Origin of the sequence: Bacillus sp. ABP14, assembly GCF_001831375.1 — a bacterium.
GTDB lineage: Bacteria > Bacillota > Bacilli > Bacillales > Bacillaceae_G > Bacillus_A > Bacillus_A paranthracis.
In genome coordinates this window covers 2,195,634-2,215,370 of the sequence record NZ_CP017016.1, presented here as the reverse complement: position 1 = coordinate 2,215,370, position 19,737 = coordinate 2,195,634, and the positions used below count along the sequence as shown (strand labels likewise).

Annotated in this window: 17 protein-coding genes, 1 riboswitch and 2 other annotated features; of the genes, 5 read left to right on the top strand and 12 right to left on the bottom strand. The window is 33.5% G+C overall.

All coding sequences use genetic code 11. The features are described from left to right. Positions 1 to 42: 42 nt before the first annotated feature. Positions 43 to 672, bottom strand: a complete 630-nt coding sequence (locus BGI23_RS11505; protein WP_070805981.1) for an immunity protein Imm33 domain-containing protein — start codon at positions 670 to 672, stop codon at positions 43 to 45. Positions 673 to 720: 48 nt separating this feature from the next. Next, the gene (locus tag BGI23_RS11500; protein ID WP_070805980.1) at positions 721 to 1,509 is read right to left on the bottom strand and encodes a class I SAM-dependent methyltransferase; all 789 of its coding nucleotides are present in this window, start codon (positions 1,507 to 1,509) and stop codon (positions 721 to 723) included. 136 nt (positions 1,510 to 1,645) lie between these two features. On the opposite strand from BGI23_RS11500, the gene BGI23_RS11495 reads away from it, so the two are divergent. Continuing rightward, complete coding sequence (locus tag BGI23_RS11495; RefSeq protein WP_070805979.1) at positions 1,646 to 2,383, top strand: ZIP family metal transporter; 738 nt, start codon at positions 1,646 to 1,648, stop codon at positions 2,381 to 2,383. Positions 2,384 to 2,465: 82 nt separating this feature from the next. Then, positions 2,466 to 4,166 (top strand): pyruvate oxidase, encoded by a 1,701-nt coding sequence (locus BGI23_RS11490; RefSeq protein WP_070805978.1) that lies wholly within the window; start codon positions 2,466 to 2,468, stop codon positions 4,164 to 4,166. Between the two features lie 43 nt (positions 4,167 to 4,209). Here BGI23_RS11490 and BGI23_RS11485 read toward each other — a convergent pair whose 3' ends face one another. From BGI23_RS11485 to BGI23_RS11460, 6 genes are all read right to left on the bottom strand, one after another. Continuing rightward, a complete protein-coding gene (locus BGI23_RS11485) occupies positions 4,210 to 5,214 on the bottom strand; it encodes an ABC transporter permease subunit (protein WP_070805977.1) in 1,005 nt (334 codons plus the stop codon). Between the two features lies 1 nt (position 5,215). After that, positions 5,216 to 6,082: an ABC transporter permease subunit gene (locus tag BGI23_RS11480; protein WP_000929006.1), complete on the bottom strand. Its 867-nt coding sequence runs from the start codon at positions 6,080 to 6,082 to the stop codon at positions 5,216 to 5,218. 56 nt (positions 6,083 to 6,138) lie between these two features. Further along, positions 6,139 to 7,401: an MFS transporter gene (locus BGI23_RS11475; protein WP_000661752.1), complete on the bottom strand. Its 1,263-nt coding sequence runs from the start codon at positions 7,399 to 7,401 to the stop codon at positions 6,139 to 6,141. A 217-nt stretch (positions 7,402 to 7,618) separates the two neighbouring features. Next, positions 7,619 to 8,653, bottom strand: coding sequence for an alpha/beta hydrolase (locus tag BGI23_RS11470; RefSeq protein WP_070805976.1), 1,035 nt, complete (start codon positions 8,651 to 8,653; stop codon positions 7,619 to 7,621). 210 nt (positions 8,654 to 8,863) lie between these two features. After that, positions 8,864 to 10,744, bottom strand: a complete 1,881-nt coding sequence (locus BGI23_RS11465) for an FtsX-like permease family protein (RefSeq protein ID WP_070805975.1) — start codon at positions 10,742 to 10,744, stop codon at positions 8,864 to 8,866. Positions 10,745 to 10,755: 11 nt separating this feature from the next. Beyond that, positions 10,756 to 11,523: an ABC transporter ATP-binding protein gene (locus BGI23_RS11460; RefSeq protein ID WP_070805974.1), complete on the bottom strand. Its 768-nt coding sequence runs from the start codon at positions 11,521 to 11,523 to the stop codon at positions 10,756 to 10,758. A gap of 391 nt (positions 11,524 to 11,914) precedes the next feature. Here BGI23_RS11460 and BGI23_RS11455 point away from each other — a divergent pair, with 391 nt between their 5' ends. Continuing rightward, positions 11,915 to 12,397: a DUF2975 domain-containing protein gene (locus BGI23_RS11455; protein WP_070805973.1), complete on the top strand. Its 483-nt coding sequence runs from the start codon at positions 11,915 to 11,917 to the stop codon at positions 12,395 to 12,397. Positions 12,398 to 12,522: 125 nt separating this feature from the next. On the opposite strand, the gene thrS is transcribed toward BGI23_RS11455, so the two are convergent. The 4 genes from thrS to BGI23_RS11435 form a co-directional block, all read right to left on the bottom strand. Further along, on the bottom strand, positions 12,523 to 14,442 hold the full coding sequence (thrS, locus tag BGI23_RS11450) for a threonine--tRNA ligase (RefSeq protein ID WP_070805972.1): 1,920 nt from the start codon (positions 14,440 to 14,442) through the stop codon (positions 12,523 to 12,525). Between the two features lie 44 nt (positions 14,443 to 14,486). Further along, positions 14,487 to 14,710, bottom strand: a binding site (T-box leader). A 35-nt stretch (positions 14,711 to 14,745) separates the two neighbouring features. Continuing rightward, positions 14,746 to 14,969: a binding site (T-box leader), on the bottom strand. Between the two features lie 124 nt (positions 14,970 to 15,093). After that, positions 15,094 to 15,801, bottom strand: a complete 708-nt coding sequence (gene rluF / locus BGI23_RS11445; protein WP_001222167.1) for a 23S rRNA pseudouridine(2604) synthase RluF — start codon at positions 15,799 to 15,801, stop codon at positions 15,094 to 15,096. A gap of 185 nt (positions 15,802 to 15,986) precedes the next feature. Next, positions 15,987 to 16,607, bottom strand: a complete 621-nt coding sequence (locus tag BGI23_RS11440) for a YdbC family protein (protein WP_070805971.1) — start codon at positions 16,605 to 16,607, stop codon at positions 15,987 to 15,989. A 205-nt stretch (positions 16,608 to 16,812) separates the two neighbouring features. Continuing rightward, positions 16,813 to 17,172: a hypothetical protein gene (locus tag BGI23_RS11435; RefSeq protein ID WP_369805051.1), complete on the bottom strand. Its 360-nt coding sequence runs from the start codon at positions 17,170 to 17,172 to the stop codon at positions 16,813 to 16,815. A gap of 133 nt (positions 17,173 to 17,305) precedes the next feature. Between BGI23_RS11435 and BGI23_RS11430 the strand changes: the two genes are divergently transcribed. Then, entirely contained in the window at positions 17,306 to 17,881 is a 576-nt protein-coding gene (locus tag BGI23_RS11430) for a hypothetical protein (RefSeq protein ID WP_070805969.1), read from the top strand. 217 nt (positions 17,882 to 18,098) lie between these two features. Then, positions 18,099 to 18,217, top strand: a riboswitch (glycine riboswitch). A 107-nt stretch (positions 18,218 to 18,324) separates the two neighbouring features. Further along, positions 18,325 to 19,692, top strand: a complete 1,368-nt coding sequence (locus BGI23_RS11425) for an alanine/glycine:cation symporter family protein (protein WP_000451019.1) — start codon at positions 18,325 to 18,327, stop codon at positions 19,690 to 19,692. Positions 19,693 to 19,737 lie beyond the last annotated feature (45 nt).

The window sequence follows — 19,737 nt, the reverse complement described above, 5'->3', positions numbered from 1 at the left end:
GGGTGAAATTATATTGCTTTCTTTAAAACGTAATAACTTTTTCTATCCATTTAAATAAGTATCCCAATCATAGTCTTCAATCTTATAAAAACTACCTTTATCATTTCTTTCATATGCACATAAAGGTGGTTCCTCAAGAAATTTTAAAATAGAATCATCTATATTCAAAATGACTCCAATTGAAATAATTTGAAAGTTTTTAGGATCATTCACATAGTCATCACTTTCATAGCCACTTAAAATTGACCAACCAGAGTCACCTTCTTCTCTTGAATCTTCTTTAAGCATAAAGTTAAATTCTCTTTTTTCAAGTACATCATTACTAACAATTACCTTCGTATCAAAATAAAAATCCCAATCTTTTGAAGATGGATCGTTATATTCCGTATCACATATATTTTCAATCCCAAATGAAATTTTATCACCTATTTTTAAATCTAAGCGATATGGTTCATTGCTCAGTTCCCCTACAAACTTCTTCTCATTTCTTTCAATGATTTCAACCCACATTCTTTCACCATTAAATCCATCTTCTTCCTCATTTTTAGATACAAAAATTAGCTTTACCAAATCCCCAACCTTTAATTTCTCCAAAACTTCTGAGCTAGGAAGGTAGAATGTATAGGGCGCTTCTTTATTTAATTCATAAACATTATCTAAGTACCAAGTCATTTTTCCCTCTCCTTAAAGGCTTTTCACATTCATATTTTTAAAATAATACTATTTTTTCTTCCGGCAGACTACTACCATAGAATAGCAATCTTCCCCTAACTCATTGCCTTCCCAATCATTATATATATGTAATAATTCAAAACCATTCGCTACTAATAATCTTTCTAACTCCTGCGGATATGTATAGCGAAGATCAATCGTTGTTTTTAGTTCATCTACTAGCGTATCCCCCTCATAAAACTTTCTTGTTGTTATGTAGTGCTGTATTTGCTGAATTGAATCATATGTCATTTCAGTATATAGATCACATTTCCTCCCCTTTTCATCACTAATTGTTGTCCAATATTCTTCTGTAGATGGCTGTATTAATTCTTCTTTTGAAGGAAAACGTGTATCGAATATAAATATACCATTGTCAGCTAATACGTGATGAATAGATGTTAATAACTGATCTTGATCTGTATTCGTAAGGAAATGCTGGAATCCGTGCCCCACCATAAATGCAAACGGAATTGTTTCATTCATGCTTAATTGTAAACAGTTTTGTTGTAACCATTTTACCTTCTTACAATCCGTAGTTTTTGTCTTTGCTTCAGCAAGCATGCCTTCATGTATATCTACACCAATCATTTGATATCCATTTTCTATAAATGGAATTGTAACCCTTCCTGTACCACAGGCAAGATCTAGAATCCATTCATTTTGTATATGTAGTTTTTGTGCCCATGATAGTAAAAACGGAAAATCTGATAAACTTTTATTTTCTATATCATATCGTTTTGGATTTTCATATTCCGATAGACTCCACTTTGTTTGCAAAATTACTCCCCATTTCATATTTCCACTTAAATTTAATATATAAATTATAACGAATTGTTAGTTTTTTCTCTATAATCAAACACAATTACTTGGACTAATCTAACTTTCCTTTTCGTAAGCTAAAAATAAGGTGGAAGAATCGGAGTGTGATACGATGGAACGATTATGGATTCCTATGATAGTTACATTTTTTTCATTTGGTGGCTTATTATTAGGCGGTGCTGTTGGCATTGCTACGCGCCAGCTAATTGAAGAAAAAATGCATCGTTTATATGCATTATGTGGTGGTATTTTGCTTGGACTCTTACTACTTGAAATTATTCCTGAAACATTTTCAAGCTATGAAATGATTGGACCTATACTTGGTATAGCTATCGGTATTTTAGTTATGAGCTTATTAGATAACTATTGTCACCATCCAATGATATATACAAAAGATCAACAAGCATGGCAAACTTTCCTTTTTCTCTCTTTCGCTATATTTATTCATAATTTGCCGAGTGGATTTGCTTTAGGTACTGCTTTTATTAATCATGCTGACTCTGCCATACCTTTTTTAATAGCAATCGTCGTTCACCATATTCCTGAAGGCTTAGCATTAATTATCCCCTTTCTCTTTACAAAACATAAATATATTTCCTTTTTATTAACAACTTTATTACTATCTCTTATTCTCGGTACCGGTACAGTTTTTGGCATTTTAATGGAAGGAAAAGCGCTTCATTTACAAGGACTCATTATGGGAAGTGCTATCGGTTCACTTGGCTATGTCACAATTCATGAAATGCTTTGGAAAGCAAAGAAGCAGCTCTCTTTCCTTTCATTTTTAACATGGGCATCTAGTGGATTTTTACTAATAACAGTATTTACACTATTCGCTGGTCATCATTAAAGATAATAATATTATCATTTGTATATTTTTCCTTTTTCTCCAAAACATAATAGTATCTACCTGATTATAAGGAGGAAAAATTATGTTTGGGAAAACAGCCGGTGAAGCACTAGTTGACCTATTAATTGACTGGGGCGTAGAACACATATACGGTATGCCTGGAGATTCCATCAACTCTCTTATTGAAGCTTTAAGAAAAAAACAAGATAAAATTAAATTCATTCAAGTTCGCCACGAAGAAGCTGGTGCATTAGCAGCGGCTGCCTATGCGAAATTAACAGGAAAACTTGGCGTTTGTATGGCAATTGCAGGACCTGGTGCTATTCATTTATTAAATGGTTTATATGATGCGAAACTCGATAAAGCCCCTGTTCTAGCAATTTCAGGTCAAGTAGAAACCGATTTACTCGGAACGGATTTTTTCCAAGAAGTAAATTTAGAAAGAATGTTTGATGATGTCGCGGTTTATAACCAGCGTATTATGTCAGCAGAGCAACTACCTGCCGTAGTGAATCAAGCAATTCGAATGGCTTATACGAAAAAAGGTGTATCCGTTCTTACAATTCCAGATGATGTCCCGAAATTCGAAGTAAAAAATGGTGCTCGTATTACAAATACTTCTTTTACTTTGCCTGAGTTGTTTCCACAAAAAGAAGATTTAGATGCAGCGAAATTCGCAATAAATGAAGCGAAAAAGCCTGTGATTTTAGCTGGAAAAGGAACAAAACATGCGAGAGAATCTTTACTTGCATTGGCAGAACATATTGGTGCTCCAATCGTACTTACATTACCAGCTAAAGGAATTATTCCTGATGAACACCCTCTTTGTATTGGTGGATTGGGATTAATTGGAACGAAACCTTCTTATGAAGCAATGAAGCATGCAGATACTTTAATTATGGTCGGTACTTCTTATCCGTTCACAGGCTTCTTACCTGAAAAAGCAAAAACAATTCATATCGATACAGATCCTGCCCAAATCGGAAAACGTTATGCGACAGATATTGGTTTAGCTGGTGATGCTGATAAAACATTACGATGGTTAATTGAAAATGTTGAAGAACACACAGACCATTCCTTCTTAGAACATCACCAAGACATGATGAAAAAGTGGGAAGAAAAATTACACGATCAAGAAGAAGACTCTTCCATTCCAATTAAACCACAACGCGTTATGCATGCTCTGCAGCAAGTAGCACATGATGACGCAATTCTATCAGTCGATGTCGGAAATGTAACAGTATGGACCGCAAGGCACTTCCGTATGACAAACCAGCAATTTGTCATTTCTAGCTGGCTCGCAACACTTGGTTGCGGTTTACCTGGTGCTCTTGCTGGAAAAATTGCATTCCCGGATAAACAAGTATTTGCAGTTTGTGGTGATGGCGGATTTGGAATGACGATGAATGACTTCGTAACAGCTGTTAAATATAAACTACCAATCGTTGTCGTCGTATTAAACAATAATAAAATTGCGATGATTAAATTCGAACAAGAAGTGATGGGTAATATCGAATTCGAAACAGACTTAACGAACCCTGATTTTGCAAAATATGCAGAGGTATGCGGAGGTATTGGATACCGTATTGAGAATTTAGATGAACTACTTCCCGCTTTCGAAAATGCAGTAAAACAAAATAAACCGTGCATTATTGATGTAGTTGTAGATGCTAACGAAGCACCAATGCCAGCAAAAATCACATTTGGTCAAGCCGCTGGTTATACGAAGCATATGATAAAAGAATTATTTGAAGAAGGTAAGATTGATTTACCACCACTATAAACAGAAAAAGATAGCTGAAAACAAGTTGCTTTCAGCTATCTTTTTATTTTTGTATCTCTCTATAAAAAGAAAAGTCATTCGTAGTTGGTTGTACTTGTTTCTCTGCTTGCACTTCTCTACCTTTCCGCTCTGGCCTTCTCGTATTTCCTAACTTAATCGCATCTTGCATACTATTACTAACTAGATTTCCTGCGAGAATTGTCATACTATAAAAAGCAATCGGTATAAGTACAATCCATGTATGTGTAGTTAAATGGCGGAAGTTTTGACCAATTAGGCCAGTCCATTCTTTTGTTACACTATCTGGATCCATTCCACTGAAGGTTATTGTTCCGCCAAAAAATAATTGTAACAAACCAAGATGTAAAAGAAGTAATAACGTACTTACAAATTGTTGTGCTACTAATAAAAGAAATGGTGGTAACATATGAGGCCATATATGGCGCTTCAACCTCTGCCACTTACTACCGCCGAGCACAGTGGCTGCCAACATAAATTCTTCTTTCTTAATACGTTTTACTTCTTGCGCTACATACAACATCACTGTTGGTACAGCGAGACATACAAGAACTATAATTTGAAATGCCACACGCAAATATAACGGCACAACTTCTGCTCCACTATCAAACGTTAATACTTCATTTAACATAAAATAAGAAATCATAACCATCGGTACAATACTAAAAGGGTCAAAAAAGGATGAAATAACTGGAAAAGAACGTTTACCATACATACCAAGAAGTAAACCAATTCCCCCTCCAACTATAACTCGTAAAATCGCTATAATTATACTTGCACCAACTGTCCATTTTGCACCTTCTATTATTAATTGAACAAGGTCACGACCTTTCACATCACTTCCAAACCAAAATTTACTTGATGGTGCAAATGGAGCTGCCTCTAGTTCCCCTTTTTCGTTATACATCATCGTAAGTTCACGAATATTCCCATTAAAAAACAACGTATATCCAATACTAACAATCATTAGTACACTCAAAAAAGTAATACCTATCCAAAATCTCACATCTCTTTTTACAACTTGCCACATGTTACACACGCTCCTTTATAATATTTTGTAAGAACGTATGTAATAAACGAAACAGTATAAAAAGCGGTACGTATAATATTACTAGACTCACTGTAAATATTTCTAATTTCGAATTTTCTTTTACAAAAACAAACATACCGTACGTATTAAATATCCATTCAATAATATATAAATTTGATAACATAAATAAAATATTTGTTTTTGCATAATAGATCGTTGTTAACAAAACATTTCTTGAAATATGATGTGTTAAAATATGTCTTAAACTAAGCCCTTTACTTTTAGCAAATAAACTATAATCTTTCTCTAATTCTTCTTTAAACCGTAATAACAACAGTTTAATAAACAATAATGTTGTTGGTATTGTAAGACATATAATTGGTAACAAGCGTATCCTTTCTTCCCCTAATCCAGCCAGTTTGATCGGCATAAATCCTGTTTTTTGAAACATAATTACGACAAAAAGTTGCGATAATAAAATAAGTAATATATCTGGTATACTCTCAAGCGTAAGAAAAATCCCGTTCCACATTTTCTGTTTCATATGAGAACGCTGTAATACCCAAATGACAAGTATATACGCTATAAGCAAAGAGAGTAAAAAAGCTGAAAGAAATACAATCATCGTTTCAATATAATGAATCCATATTTGCGGAAATAATTTTCTTGAATCCCGAAATCCATATGTAATTTCACCCGGTTGAAGTAACTTCCCTCCAAGAAATACAATCGTATTCCAAAAACCGATTAAATCAATTTGTAATCCCTTAAATAAACGTGGTAGCGCTCCTAGGCAGATTATACATAAAATTGCAGCTACTAGTTGTAAACAAGTAATCCCACACCATTTAACAATTCGCATCAACATAACAATTTCCCCTTACCATACAATAGAATATTCAGAAATAAAAAAAACTAAATATATCACATCTCTTTAGCTACTGTATGTACTTGCTTTTGCCCACTTGGTAAAATAGCTTGATATAAACATGTAACAAACAATAATAAACCAAATAAAATAATATACAATGTATCTGCACGAATCCATTTTGGGAATAACATCGCTATCGCACCGAGAGATAAAAGCTGGAATCCTGTCGTTAATGGACTAAGTAAGCTTTGTACACGCCCCATGAATGACTCTTCTACAATTTCATACATCCAGCCCATGATTGCAACATTAATAAACGGTAAAAAGAATGTCGCAAAAGCGATACATACGTAAAAAGACCATACGTGGTTTACAAAGTAACACATACCGAAAAAGACCCCTGAGCCCGCCATACCAAATACAATAATAGGTTTGGGTGCATATTTCTTACCTACACTTGTTGCTACTATACTTCCAATTAGTAATGAAATCCCTCCAACCACACCGCCTACCATTGCTAAACTTTCATACGTTGCTGGTGCTAATTTATATTTTAATATGTAAGTTGTGGATACGCTTAAAATACCATTTAATAGTCCAAACACGATAAATCCTAAAAGTAATTTTTTTAAAGTGTCATTTTGATATATATACTTGATCCCTTCTTGAAACTCTGTTATTAACATTTTCAAATTAACTTCTTTCCATTTTGTTATACCGTTTGGCAAACGCACTTTTTCTGGAATGGAGATTGTTTGAATCAAAATACCACTCATAATAAAAGTGAGCGTATTTACTAAAATACTCCCGTATATTCCAAAAGTCCAGTACACCATCGTTGCAATTCCTACACCGAACAAAGCATACAAACTATTCACCATTTGATTCACACCTGCTGCTGCACCGTATTGGTCGGATTCAACTACACCCTGTATCATCGACTGTTCTGATGGAGAGAAAAATTGTATACATGCATTTTCCAAAAATAAAAATATAAAGACGAGTATAATCATCCCGTAATAAAGCGAAATTAGAATTCCAATATTACAGAGCGAACAACATATGTTACTTACCGTGCATATACGCTGTCTATCAAAACGATCCACTACTGTCCCTACTAATAGAAAAAAGATTAATGCAGGTAATGCCATCATAATTTGTGTCATCGTTGCGTAAACTGGTTGTTTTCCATATTGATCTAGCAAATAAAACATTAAAGAAACTCCAGCAATCATAGAACCGAGTCGCTCTAAAATATTTGCTAGAAAAAAACGTGCATACACTTTGTTGCGAAATAACTGTAGCATTTCTTTCATACTTCGTATCCTTTCTCTCGACAAAATTTTATTATTCTAGTCATTTCTTGGAAGTTATATTATATTTTTCCACTATTATCCAATCTTTTCCTTCTGTATAGAGAACATTATAAAAAAGACTCTTATTTTTTTATACAAGAGTCCTTTTTATTTGATTTCGCTTTATGTAACGATACATCTCGCTAACGTTTTTAATTCTCTATAGTTCGGATACACTTTATTTATTTACGAATGTATCGCACATCCACTCATAAAACTTTTCCTTCTCTTCAAATTGCGGATAATGCGCGGATTTTTCAAAAGTAATAAATTCTTTTTGCTCTGCTTCAATCGTATTAAAATATGTTTTTGCCGCATGAAATGAAGTATTATAGTCATATTTCCCCATAAGGAAATAAAACGGTAACTTCAGTTTCTTCACCTTAGTAGGTAATGGATTCTTTAAATCTTTTTCTAATAAGACAGTCTGAGAGTGTGATAATCCAACGTTATAACGAATTACGTCTAACAAGTTATATTCATTACTGAGTAACATCCCGATGTTATCACCATCTGGATTTTCAATGAGTCTTGATGTTCCACCATATTTCGCAACATAATTCCGCGGAGTGTATGTATCACCATTTTTAATTTTTTCAGTTAATCCATTAAAATAGGAAACTTCATCTGTATTCCTAGCATTTTGTGCCTGTTCAATTACATAGTTTAAACTATCCATTTCACTTTCTACTGTATCACTCATCTGCCCTATCCCAACATATGCTTCGTATTTTTCCGGTGCTTTATTAGCAGCTTGCATTCCGATATATGTACCGTAAGAATGGCCAATTAATATTACCTTTTCTTTTCCCATACGTTTTGAAATATACTCTGTCATAGCTAATACATCCTCTACAAGAAGATCTGATGTAAGATTTGAATAGTCCTCAAAGAAATGATACGATTTCCCGCTTCCTCTTTGATCATAATTAACTACGGTGAATTTCTCTTCCAATAATTTTTGATACTTTTGAGCATATGGTATTTCTGAAGAACCAGGTCCACCATGTACAAAAATAATAACTGGATTGTTCTTATCTTTGCCACGTATCATAATTTCATGACCACTTCCATTTATCTCTATTTGTTCTAATGTACTTATACTGTTTTTCCCTTTTATTTGCGAAGTCCATGTAGGAAATACTAGCGCTACCATTAGTGTTAGTGTAGTTATGACTCCAATAAATGTTATTAATTTTTTTATCTTCTTCATGAGATGCATCCTTTCTTATAAATTTGTCAAAATAACAATTTAATTCTATAAAACTACATTATTAATATCCCATACACTTCTTAACATTCCGATATATAAACTCTTAATATTTTCTTAATTTTCAATAGATTAATCGTAGAAAAACTTGATCACATGTATTACAAATATAGAAAAAAGCCCTTGTTTTCAAACAAGGACTCTTTTCATAAACTATTTAGCTACTTCTTCTTTCGGCATTACCATACCTTTATAAAGTTGAACAGTTATCCAGTAATAGATGAAATAAATGACTAAGAAAATCCCAATTGGCACCCACACTTTTACAAACGGGTCAACTAATATGAAGCTAAATAAGTTAAGCCCTACTAACACGTGAGAAATACCAATGATTGCTGGGAAGATAAATAAATATGAAATTTCTTTATATATACTTTTCGTTAACATACTACGTCTCACACCGATTTTTCGTAACATTTCATAACGGCGTACATCACGAGAAGCACCTGTTAATATTTTGAACATTAGTGAACTTGCCATCATCGCTAAAAAGGCAATTCCGAGGAAAAATCCCATAAACATTGTTCCGCTCATTAAACTGCTCGTTAACTGATAAATTGTCATTTTCGTAAATATGTCTACTTTTGTACCTGTTGTTTTTTCAATTTGTTCTTTTTGTCTCTTATCTATTTCAATCAACAACGGTTTATACTTTTTCATATCATCTACTTTTGCTAATGTTACAGTGTGTTCTGTTCCTTGAATTCCTTTATAATACGCTTCATCTGCAATTCTTACAGGTTTTCCATTAAATTGATTATGTGTAATTTGTATTTCTCTTACAATTGCATCTTCCCAATCTTTCGGCATACGAGGGAATTTTGCTAATTCAGGAGCCTCTAAAGCAGAGTATACAGGTTCCGTTAAAGGTTCGGCCACCCGTTTACGCGCAGGCTCTTTTAAAGTTTTCGTATCAAAGCGTTCAGAAATTAGTGGTGGTTTCGCTGTTAAATCATTACGTAAGTAATAAACCGCTTCCCCATCTACTTTATACTTGTACTTGCTTTCTTCAACAATTTCCATTTCTTTTAATGCAGCTGTATCTTGTTCATTTGGATCATGAATTACGACATCATACACACGTGAGAAGTCTGTCATAATACCTACATTTTTTTGGAACGCCATACCTGCTGTCATCGCACCTGCCCCTAATGCAATTAACATCGCTACAGTGCCTAATACTCTCGATAAACTATTTACTCGAAAGCGTAGCTGTGCGTATGTAAAACTATTTAAGCCCGTTTCATTTCGTTTTTTATTTCCTTTAATTTTCATCACAAAAAATGGGAGCAATGAACTAAAGATAAAATATGTTCCAAGTGTTGTGACGATTGTCGCTATTATAAAACCGAGTTCAGCAAACATTTTTATATTTACGATAAAATAGTAGCCTGTACTTACTAGTAATACACCAAGTACTGTCATTATAATAATGCGAGTTTTACTTTTCTTCACTTCATCTAGTGTTTCATCTTCACGAATTAGCTCTAGTTCTGTTTTTCGTAATAAACGGATGCTATTCATTAAACCAGTAATAAAAAATAGTATTACGAAGAAAATAGCTGTAACTAGGATTGCTGGTATATATACAGATGAATAACTACCTTTTGCTGAAATTTCCATACCATTCATTAAAAAGTTTCCTGCTACACTTGCAAGTAACATCCCTACTAAAATTCCTATAATAATACTGACAATACCCATACCGAATGTTTCAATAAATAATAACTGTGCTACTTTTTTCTTTTTCGCTCCGAGCATCATATACATACCGAGTTCTTTTCTTCTTAACGAGAGTAAGAAAGAATTGGCATATATAATATAAAATACAGTAATGAAAGATAATAGTATTGCACCTACCCAAAATACAAGCCTTATACTACTAATGAGACTATTATCCTTCGTGAATTCACTATTCATCGCCATCGTTTGGAACATGTAAAAAATACTAATGCTAATAACGAGACCAATAAGTAAAACCATATAATCTTTTAACATCTTTTTCATACTATGACGTGATAATTTGAATAACATAGTCTCGCCCCCTACTTAGACTCAGCAGCTGAGCCCATATGAGCGAGCACACCTAAAATGTCTTGATAGAAACTTTCTCTCGTTCCTTGACGCTTTAACTCTTTATAAAGAAGACCGTCTTGAATAAATAATATACGCTCACAATAACTGGCACTAAATGCATCGTGTGTAACCATCAAAATACTTACATTGTGATTTTCATGTAAATCTTGCATCGCTTCTAATAAGCTTTTTGCATTTTTGCTATCAAGCGCTCCTGTCGGTTCATCTGCTAATACAATGGCTGGATTATGTACTAAAGCTCGTGCTGCTGCTGTTCTTTGCTTTTGACCACCCGAAACAGCCGTCGGATATTTTGTTAAAATTTCAGTAATCCCTAATTTCTTCGCTACGTCATTTACCTTTCCCGTAATCTCACTTGAAGGTACGCCTTGCAGGGAAAGTGGTAAAGCGATATTTTCATAAATTGATAAGTTTTCTAGTAAGTTAAAATCTTGAAAGATGAACCCTAATTTTTGAGATCGAAAATCTGATAATGCGTTCCCCTTCATAGAAGTAATATTTGTGCCAGCTATTATCACACTACCACCCGTAGCTTGATCTAATGTACTAATCACATTCAGTAAAGTCGTCTTTCCAGATCCAGAAGGACCCATAATCCCTACAAATTCCCCTTCTTTAATACTTAATGACACACCCCTTAATGCTTTTGACTGATTCTCATTTCTTTTCCCATACGTTTTTTCTACACTTTCTACAGTAACTACATTTGTTGACATCTCTTTCACTCCATCCCTTTTGTATAAATTTAATTTCTCACATATTTCTTATCTTTTTCTCATGTAAATTCTTAAGAATTTTTTAATTCTTCAAACTAAAAAGGTTATACAGATAACATGAACCTATTTCCTACTTCATATTCTCATCTTTCTACAACTCGTTCCTTCGATTTCGCTTACATTTACCTTACATTTTTGTAAGGTAAAAAATATTACAAATCATTTCATAAGGTGACTCTCTTTGTAGTAAGAAAGGCCTATTATCCTTCTCGAATTTATTAATTTATATAAATAACAATAATAATAATTTCAAAAACAATATAAATTTATTTTAAAACGATAAATTATATGTTAAAATCATGTTGTCATTACATAAAACGAGGTGCTTTTTATGAAACAAGTTACAACACTCTTTTTAAAGCTAGCTATTGTTTTTATAGGTATAGTAGTACTTGCATTGTGCATATTTTTAGTACCTAAAATCGGGAATTTCGTTGGTGAATTGTATCCAGCTATTGCTTATATGAAATCTCTTGTTTTAATCGATATGTACGTAGCAGCGATACCCTTTTACTTTGCTCTGTATCAAGCTTTTAAACTTTTAAGTTACATTGATAAAAACAAAGCGTTCTCACAATTATCAGTTAACTCATTAAAAAATATAAAATACTATGCCCTCACAATTGGTACAGTATACTTGCTAGGTATGCCACTCTACTATCTTATGGCAAAAAAAATTGATCCTCCAAGTTTTATTCCAATTGGACTAATCATTATTTTCTCCTCTATCGTAATTGCCATTTTTGCTGCAGTTCTCCAAAAGCTCTTACAAGAAGCCATTCAAATAAAATCAGAAAATGATTTAACAGTTTGAGATGAAGTATATGGCAATAAATGATGAAGGGATAGCTTAATCGCTATCCCTTCATCATTTATTATGATTCTTTCATTACTTTAAATCCAGTAATACATGTTAATGGTGTATTTTATTATGAATCTCTATTTCTTATTTTTTATTTCCTCTTTCATACTTTCCACAAATGCATCTAACATAATAACTTCCGACTTCTCTTCCCCATATTTACGTACATTTACAGCAACGTTTTCCATTTCTTTATCACCAATAACAAGAACATAAGGAATTTTTTGCATTTGTGCTTCTCTAATTTTATATCCTAATTTTTCATCTCGCATATCTCGTTCGACACGAACACCAGCTTGTGCTAATTTATCTGCAACCTCATCTGCGTATTGTACATGGACTGCATTTGAAACTGGAATGACTTTCACTTGAACTGGTGCCACCCATGCTGGGAATGCACCTCCAAAGTGCTCAATTAATATTGCTAAGAAACGATCTAAAGATCCTAATACTGCCCTGTGAATGACAACCGGTCTTTTCTTTTCATTCTTCTCATCTATATAATTTAAATCAAACTTCTCTGGCATTTGGAAATCTAGCTGGATTGTTCCGCACTGATGACTTCTATTTAAAGCATCTTTAATATGGAAGTCAATTTTTGGTCCGTAAAATGCACCATCACCTTCATTTAGTCTATATTTATAATTTAGCGATTGTAATACATTTTCTAATGACGCTTCTGCTTGCTCCCATAACTTATCATCACCCATTGAATCTTCTGGACGAGTAGAAAGTTCTACTTCATATTCGAATCCAAAAGTTTTATATACATAATCGATTTGCGCCATTACAGATTTGATTTCATCTTCAATTTGTTCTGGAGTTACAAATAAATGTGCATCATCTTGGCAGAAAGTACGTACTCTTAATAATCCGTTTAACGCCCCACTAAATTCATGGCGATGTACTTGACCAAACTCACACATACGAATCGGTAATTCGCGATAAGAATGCAATTTATTTTTGAACATTAGCATATGCCCTGGGCAGTTCATCGGTTTTAATGCAAAACTTTTATTATCCACTTCTGAGAAATACATATTATCTTTATAATGTCCCCAGTGCCCTGATCTTTCCCATACTTCTTGGTTCATCATGAATGGAGTGCGTACTTCTTGATAATTATATTCTTTTTGAATTTCTCTTAAAAAAGCTTCTAATTCATTACGAATAATTTGGCCTTTCGGTAAATAAAACGGCATTCCCGGAGCCTCTTCAGAAAACATAAATAACTCCAGTTCATTGCCTAACTTACGATGGTTTCTTTTGGCTGCTTCTTCAACGAAATGTAAATACTCTTCTAATTCTTTCTGGGAAGAGAATGCAACACCATATATACGCTGAAGCACTTGATTATTACTATCTCCTCGCCAATATGCACCGGAAACGTGAGTTAATTGAAATGCTTTCAAATAACCTGTAGATGGTAAATGTGGCCCTCTACATAAATCTACAAATTCACCTTGCTTATATAGTGTTACACTTTCCTCATCAGGAATTGCTTCTAAAAGTTCTAATTTCAAACGATCATTCATTTCTTGAAATAGTTTTGCTGCTTCTTCTCGAGACACCTCAACTCGCTCTATATTTATATTTTCTTTTATGATCTTTTTCATTTCTTTTTCGATTTTCCGTAAATCTTGTACGTTTACACTACTTGGAAGATCCATATCATAATAAAATCCATTTTCAATAACAGGCCCTACTCCAAGATTTATATCACCATACAATCTTTTTACAGCTTGCGCTAAAATATGTGCCGCAGAGTGTCTTGCAATTTCTACACCTTCATCTGAATCTAAAGTAATAATTTCTACTTCCGCATTTTCCTCAATATTTCGGCGCAAATCATATAACCCATCATTTACTTTCCCTGCGACTGCTTTCTTTTTCAAACTACTGCTAATGGATCCAGCAATTTCTTCTAAAGTAATTCCTTTTACAAATTCTTTCACACTACCATCTGGAAATTTAATTTCAATCATTTGTTCTTTCATTTTTCATCTCTCCATTTCATAATAAAAAGCACACTCATCCCTAAAATAGGGACGAGCGTGCTTATACCCGTGGTTCCACCCAGATTCCCATCATAAAAAACATAATGGCTTCATTTACGGTAACGTCGTTTACACGGCACTAGATACTTCATTTCCCCAGTGCAGCTCTAAGGTGGTAAGTTATTTTTCTGCGTTAGGAAGTTCTCAGCTTTCCTTCCTTCTCTGTATAACCGGGGAAAATAACTCGTGTCCTTTTCTTCGCTTATTATGAAATTGAATGCAAAAAAGCATATTCATCCCTAAAATAGGGACGAATATGCTTATATCCGTGGTTCCACCCAGATTCCCATCACAAAAAACATAATGGCTTCTTTTGCGATAACGTCGCTTACACGGCACTAGATACTTCGTTTCCCTAGTGCAGCTCTAAGGTGGTAAGTTATTTTTCTGCGTTAGGAAGTTCTCAGCTTTCCTTCCTTCTCTGTATAACCGGGGAAAATAACTCGTGTCCTTTTCTTTGCTTTTAAAAGTACATCCATTAATTGTTATTTACTATATCTTATTCATTTTATTTTTGCAAGTGTTTGGAAAAGATTTTTTATTTAATAAAAAAAGAAACCAAAAAATGTTTTTGGTTTCTCCTTCTCAATTTTACCAATCTTGTGGTTCGTAATTTAAGTCTGCAAATAGACGTCGTTTCTCTTTCTTCGTTAAATCTCTCCACTGTCCAACAGGTAAATTATTCAATTCAATATTCATAATTCTCGTACGTTTTAACGTGTATACTTGATAACCTAAAGCTTCACACATACGACGAATTTGGCGATTCAACCCTTGTGTTAAAATAATTTTGAACTCATATTTTGATAACTGTGTGATCTCACAAGGAAGTGTTTTTGTACCTAGAATTTTAACACCCGCTGCCATTTTTTCTAAGAAATCAGGTGTAATTGGCTTATCTACTGAAACGATATATTCTTTCTCATGTTTGTTTTCAGCACGTAAAATTTCATTAACAATATCACCATCATTCGTTAACAAAATTAAACCATCTGAGTCTTTATCAAGACGTCCAATATGGCTAATTCGTAAAGGGTGATTCACTAAATCGATAATATTACCTTTTACTGATTTTTCACTCGTACATGTAATACCTACTGGTTTATTTAAAGCGATATATACGTGATCTCGAGCAATACGAAGTTGCTCTCCATTTACGCGTACATCATCACCTGGATTCACTTGGTCACCAATTTTTGCAACCTTACCGTTAATAATTACTCTTCTCTCATTAATTAATTTATCTGCTCCGCGTCGGGACGCTTTTCCAGCTTCACTAATAAATTTATTGATACGCAAATTAGGCACATCCTTTTCTAAAAAAATTTCAAGCTCACACTGCTTCTACCGTACAATACAAAAGGGTAAGCCTCCTATTATAACTTAAATATATTAACATGAAAGGGCATATAACGTCTTCTATTAATTACTTATTTATAAGAAAATATCTTTATTATACATTCATTTATGCACTTTTTCCGTGCTTAATATACAAACCATTTTTCCTTACATACAACTTGTTTACCTCTCATATCTTCTATATCTTCATGAATATTAGCTAGTTTATACAACTCAGGGAAAATCTCTTCTACATAATTTTGATGTGCCATTCCATCTTTCCAATAAGTTAACACGATGTAACGATTTTCATTTTGTAAAGACTTCCCAACTACCCCACCTAGCATCCCTTTTATATTTTTCATTCCTTTATTCCAAATTGTTTCTTGTTTATGTAAAAATTGCTTTTCTTTTTCTTCCTTTACATCACATACAGCCGCCCTTATGAAGGATCCTTCTGTAACAACGTCTTTCAAAGGCACTTCTGCTATATCATACAATGTTTGAAATAATTCGATTTCACATGAAAGAAACGTATCCTCTTGATTACTATTTATATAAATTGTATCGTGAGCACCATTCATAAATGATTGATATGCATTTCTATCTTCCCATAAAGTAAATACACATGCCTCATTTTCATTCCATCCACCAAATTGTCCATAAAAACCATCTAGATGCTGTATATCACGCCATTTTTCTTGTGCCATTGAAAATAACTCTTTTTTCTCTTCTTCTACTTTACAATAGATTGTTTTTAGTAGCATTTTTAATTTCCCCTTTAGCATATAATTTATCTTCTTCTCACAATAATTAGTTTACATAATATTTTTATAATCACCCTAATACTCTTTATAGACATATAGAACTAATCATATTTATCACTACATCTATCAAAACATCTATCGAATTTAATTTCAAATAATTCAGAATGCAAAAAAAGATGTAACTCTTAATGAATTACATCTTTAGCTAATCTCCCTTATTCATCTTTTTCTCAAATAAATAATACGTAATTTCTCCCGGATAATGTAATACAGTTACCTTCCGCTCCCCTTTTTTAAAACTAACAGTATGCCCGTTTTCACCTAAGTTCTCCCATCCACTTACCGTTGTAATAGGCATTACACTTATATATTTATAATCCTCTTCCTTATCATCGTTAATATGTATTGCTGACATTGGTACTGGAAAATCTTTAATTTTAGATTCTTTATTCATAAATATGAATGCAATTAAACAAACTAATAACATAGCCATTGAAATATTTGAAACTAGTTTTCTTCTACTCATTTCCACTAAAAATCCTCTTTTCTTACATATTATCATCATTTTACTAACTTTAATTATTTATGTATATAAAAAAATATATATTATATACTTTCTAACCTATTTTCTCTACTTAAAACAACATTATTGTTATATATTATAATTATAAGTTTTTTAATTTTGGAGGCGTTACATATTGCAAAAATTACCTTTTACTAAATGGACAGTTGTTATTTCTATTTTCATCATTTTCGGTACAATTTTCTACGTTACTAATGTTAAAAATAACAAAGAAAAAGCACCTGTAGAAACAACGGATACAAAAACTTTCAAAACGAAATTACAGCCTAAAATTAATGAATTGACTACTAATTATAATGATATCATCGAAAAAGATTGGTTGCCTGCCTGGGAAGAGATTAACACGAACGGTGATTCAGTAGACAGAGATAAACTATTAGTTACAATGAATGCTGTTTCAAAACAATATGAAAACATTATGAATGAAATAGACATTTTGAAAATTAAAGAAGATATATCGGAAGTACAAATACAAGAACAACTTCTTTATTTCACAACTGAATTTAAGGCTGCTTCTAAATTTATGAAAAACGCGGCAGATTTAATTATAGACGGAGCCACTAACTCTACTCTAAACAGTGCAACAATTGAAAATACGAAACATGCTTTAGGGCTTGCAGATCAACATATTGTCATCGCTTTATCTACTTTAACTGAAGTTGAAGAGAAATTAGGACTTTCGAAAAAATAGAATTCTTTACTATTTTAAAATAAAAAATGATTGCATTTCATTAATTGTATATCTATAATGTTTTTATTGATTCTATACACATTCAATACGTATAGGTTATTAATTTTATAATTCGGATGAACCATTCAGGAGAAGGTCTATTGATCTACCGACGGGGCAAAAAGTTGTTAACCGACTTTGAAACTCTCAGGTCTTGTTTACAAGTAGAACTGCATGGGGACGAATCTCTGGAGAGACTCCCTCTCGCTTTAATAGCGTAGAGGAAAACGAGCACCGAAGGAGCAAATCCGCTACTATGGCGGATAATCTCTCAGGTAAAAGGACAGAGACAAGCGAAAGAAAATGCCGATTTGTATCGGTTTATTTTTCTATCCCTTGTTTCTCCAGAGACCATTTCATTTACTTGAAGTGGTTTTTATTTTTTCTAAAAAAGGAGAATAAAGATGGAGACAGTAAGTAAAGTATTAGAACAAATCAATCACTATGTGTGGGGATTACCAACGTTGTTGTTACTCGTTGGTACTGGTATTATTCTCACAGTGCGTTTAAAAGGTTTACAGTTTAGTAAACTATTATACGCTCACAAACTAGCTTTTAAAAAATCAGAAGATACATCTTCCTCTGGAGATATTAGCCACTTCCAAGCACTTATGACAGCTATGGCGGCAACGATCGGTATGGGAAATATAGCTGGTGTTGCAACTGCTGTGACGATCGGTGGGCCTGGTGCAATCTTTTGGATGTGGATTACTGCTTTATTTGGTATGGCAACAAAATATGCCGAAGCAATTCTTGCGGTGAAATACCGTGTTAGTAATGAAAATGGTGAATATTCAGGTGGACCCATGTACTATTTAGAACGTGGTTTAGGTAAGAAATGGCTTGCAGTTTTATTCGCCATATTCGGTACAACTGCTTCTTTCGGTATCGGGAATATGGTGCAATCTAATTCAGTTGCAGAGGCAATGCGAATTAATTTCTCTTTTCCTCCTGCTTTAACTGGTATAGTAATGTCATTTTTAATCGCTATCGTTATTTTAGGCGGTGTAAAAAAAATCGGGAAAGTAACAGGATATGTCGTTCCTATTAAAGCTTTCTTTTATATCATTGCTGGTCTTATTATTATTTTCTATCACTACGATCAAATTCCTGAAGCATTTTCACTTATTTTTTCTGGTGCCTTTAACGGTACTGCAGCTGCTGGTGGTTTTATCGGTGCCACAGTTGCATCAGCTATTCAAATTGGAATGGCGCGCGGCGTATTTGCGAACGAAGCTGGTTTAGGGAGTGCCCCTATTGCCGCGGCGGCGGCAAAAACAGATTCTCCTGCAAAGCAAGCTTTAGTTTCAATGACTGGTACTTTTCTAGATACGTTTATTGTATGTACAATTACAGGGCTAGTATTAATTACTACAGGTGCATGGAAGTCTGGTAAAACTGGGGTTGAAGCTACAACACTTGCGTTTCAATCTGTATTCGGTACTGCTGGTAGTATGATTCTTGGTATCGCAATTATTTTATTCGCCTACTCTACTATTTTAGGCTGGTCGTATTACGGTGAGAAATGCGTGGCTTATTTATTTGGAGAAAGTGCTGTTAAATATTATAAAGCAATCTTTATTGTCATGATTGCTATTGGTGCGAATTTAAAATTAGGCATCGTATGGACATTTGCGGATATTGCAAATGGACTTATGGCGATTCCAAACTTAATTGGTCTTATTGGGTTAAGTGGCATTGTTGTTGCTGAAACGAATCGCTTTTTACAAGCAGAGAAATTGAAAGAAAATAATAAAAAACAGGCAAGTTAATCTATGAAAAAAGGAATGACTCATACATGATGAGCATTCCTTTTT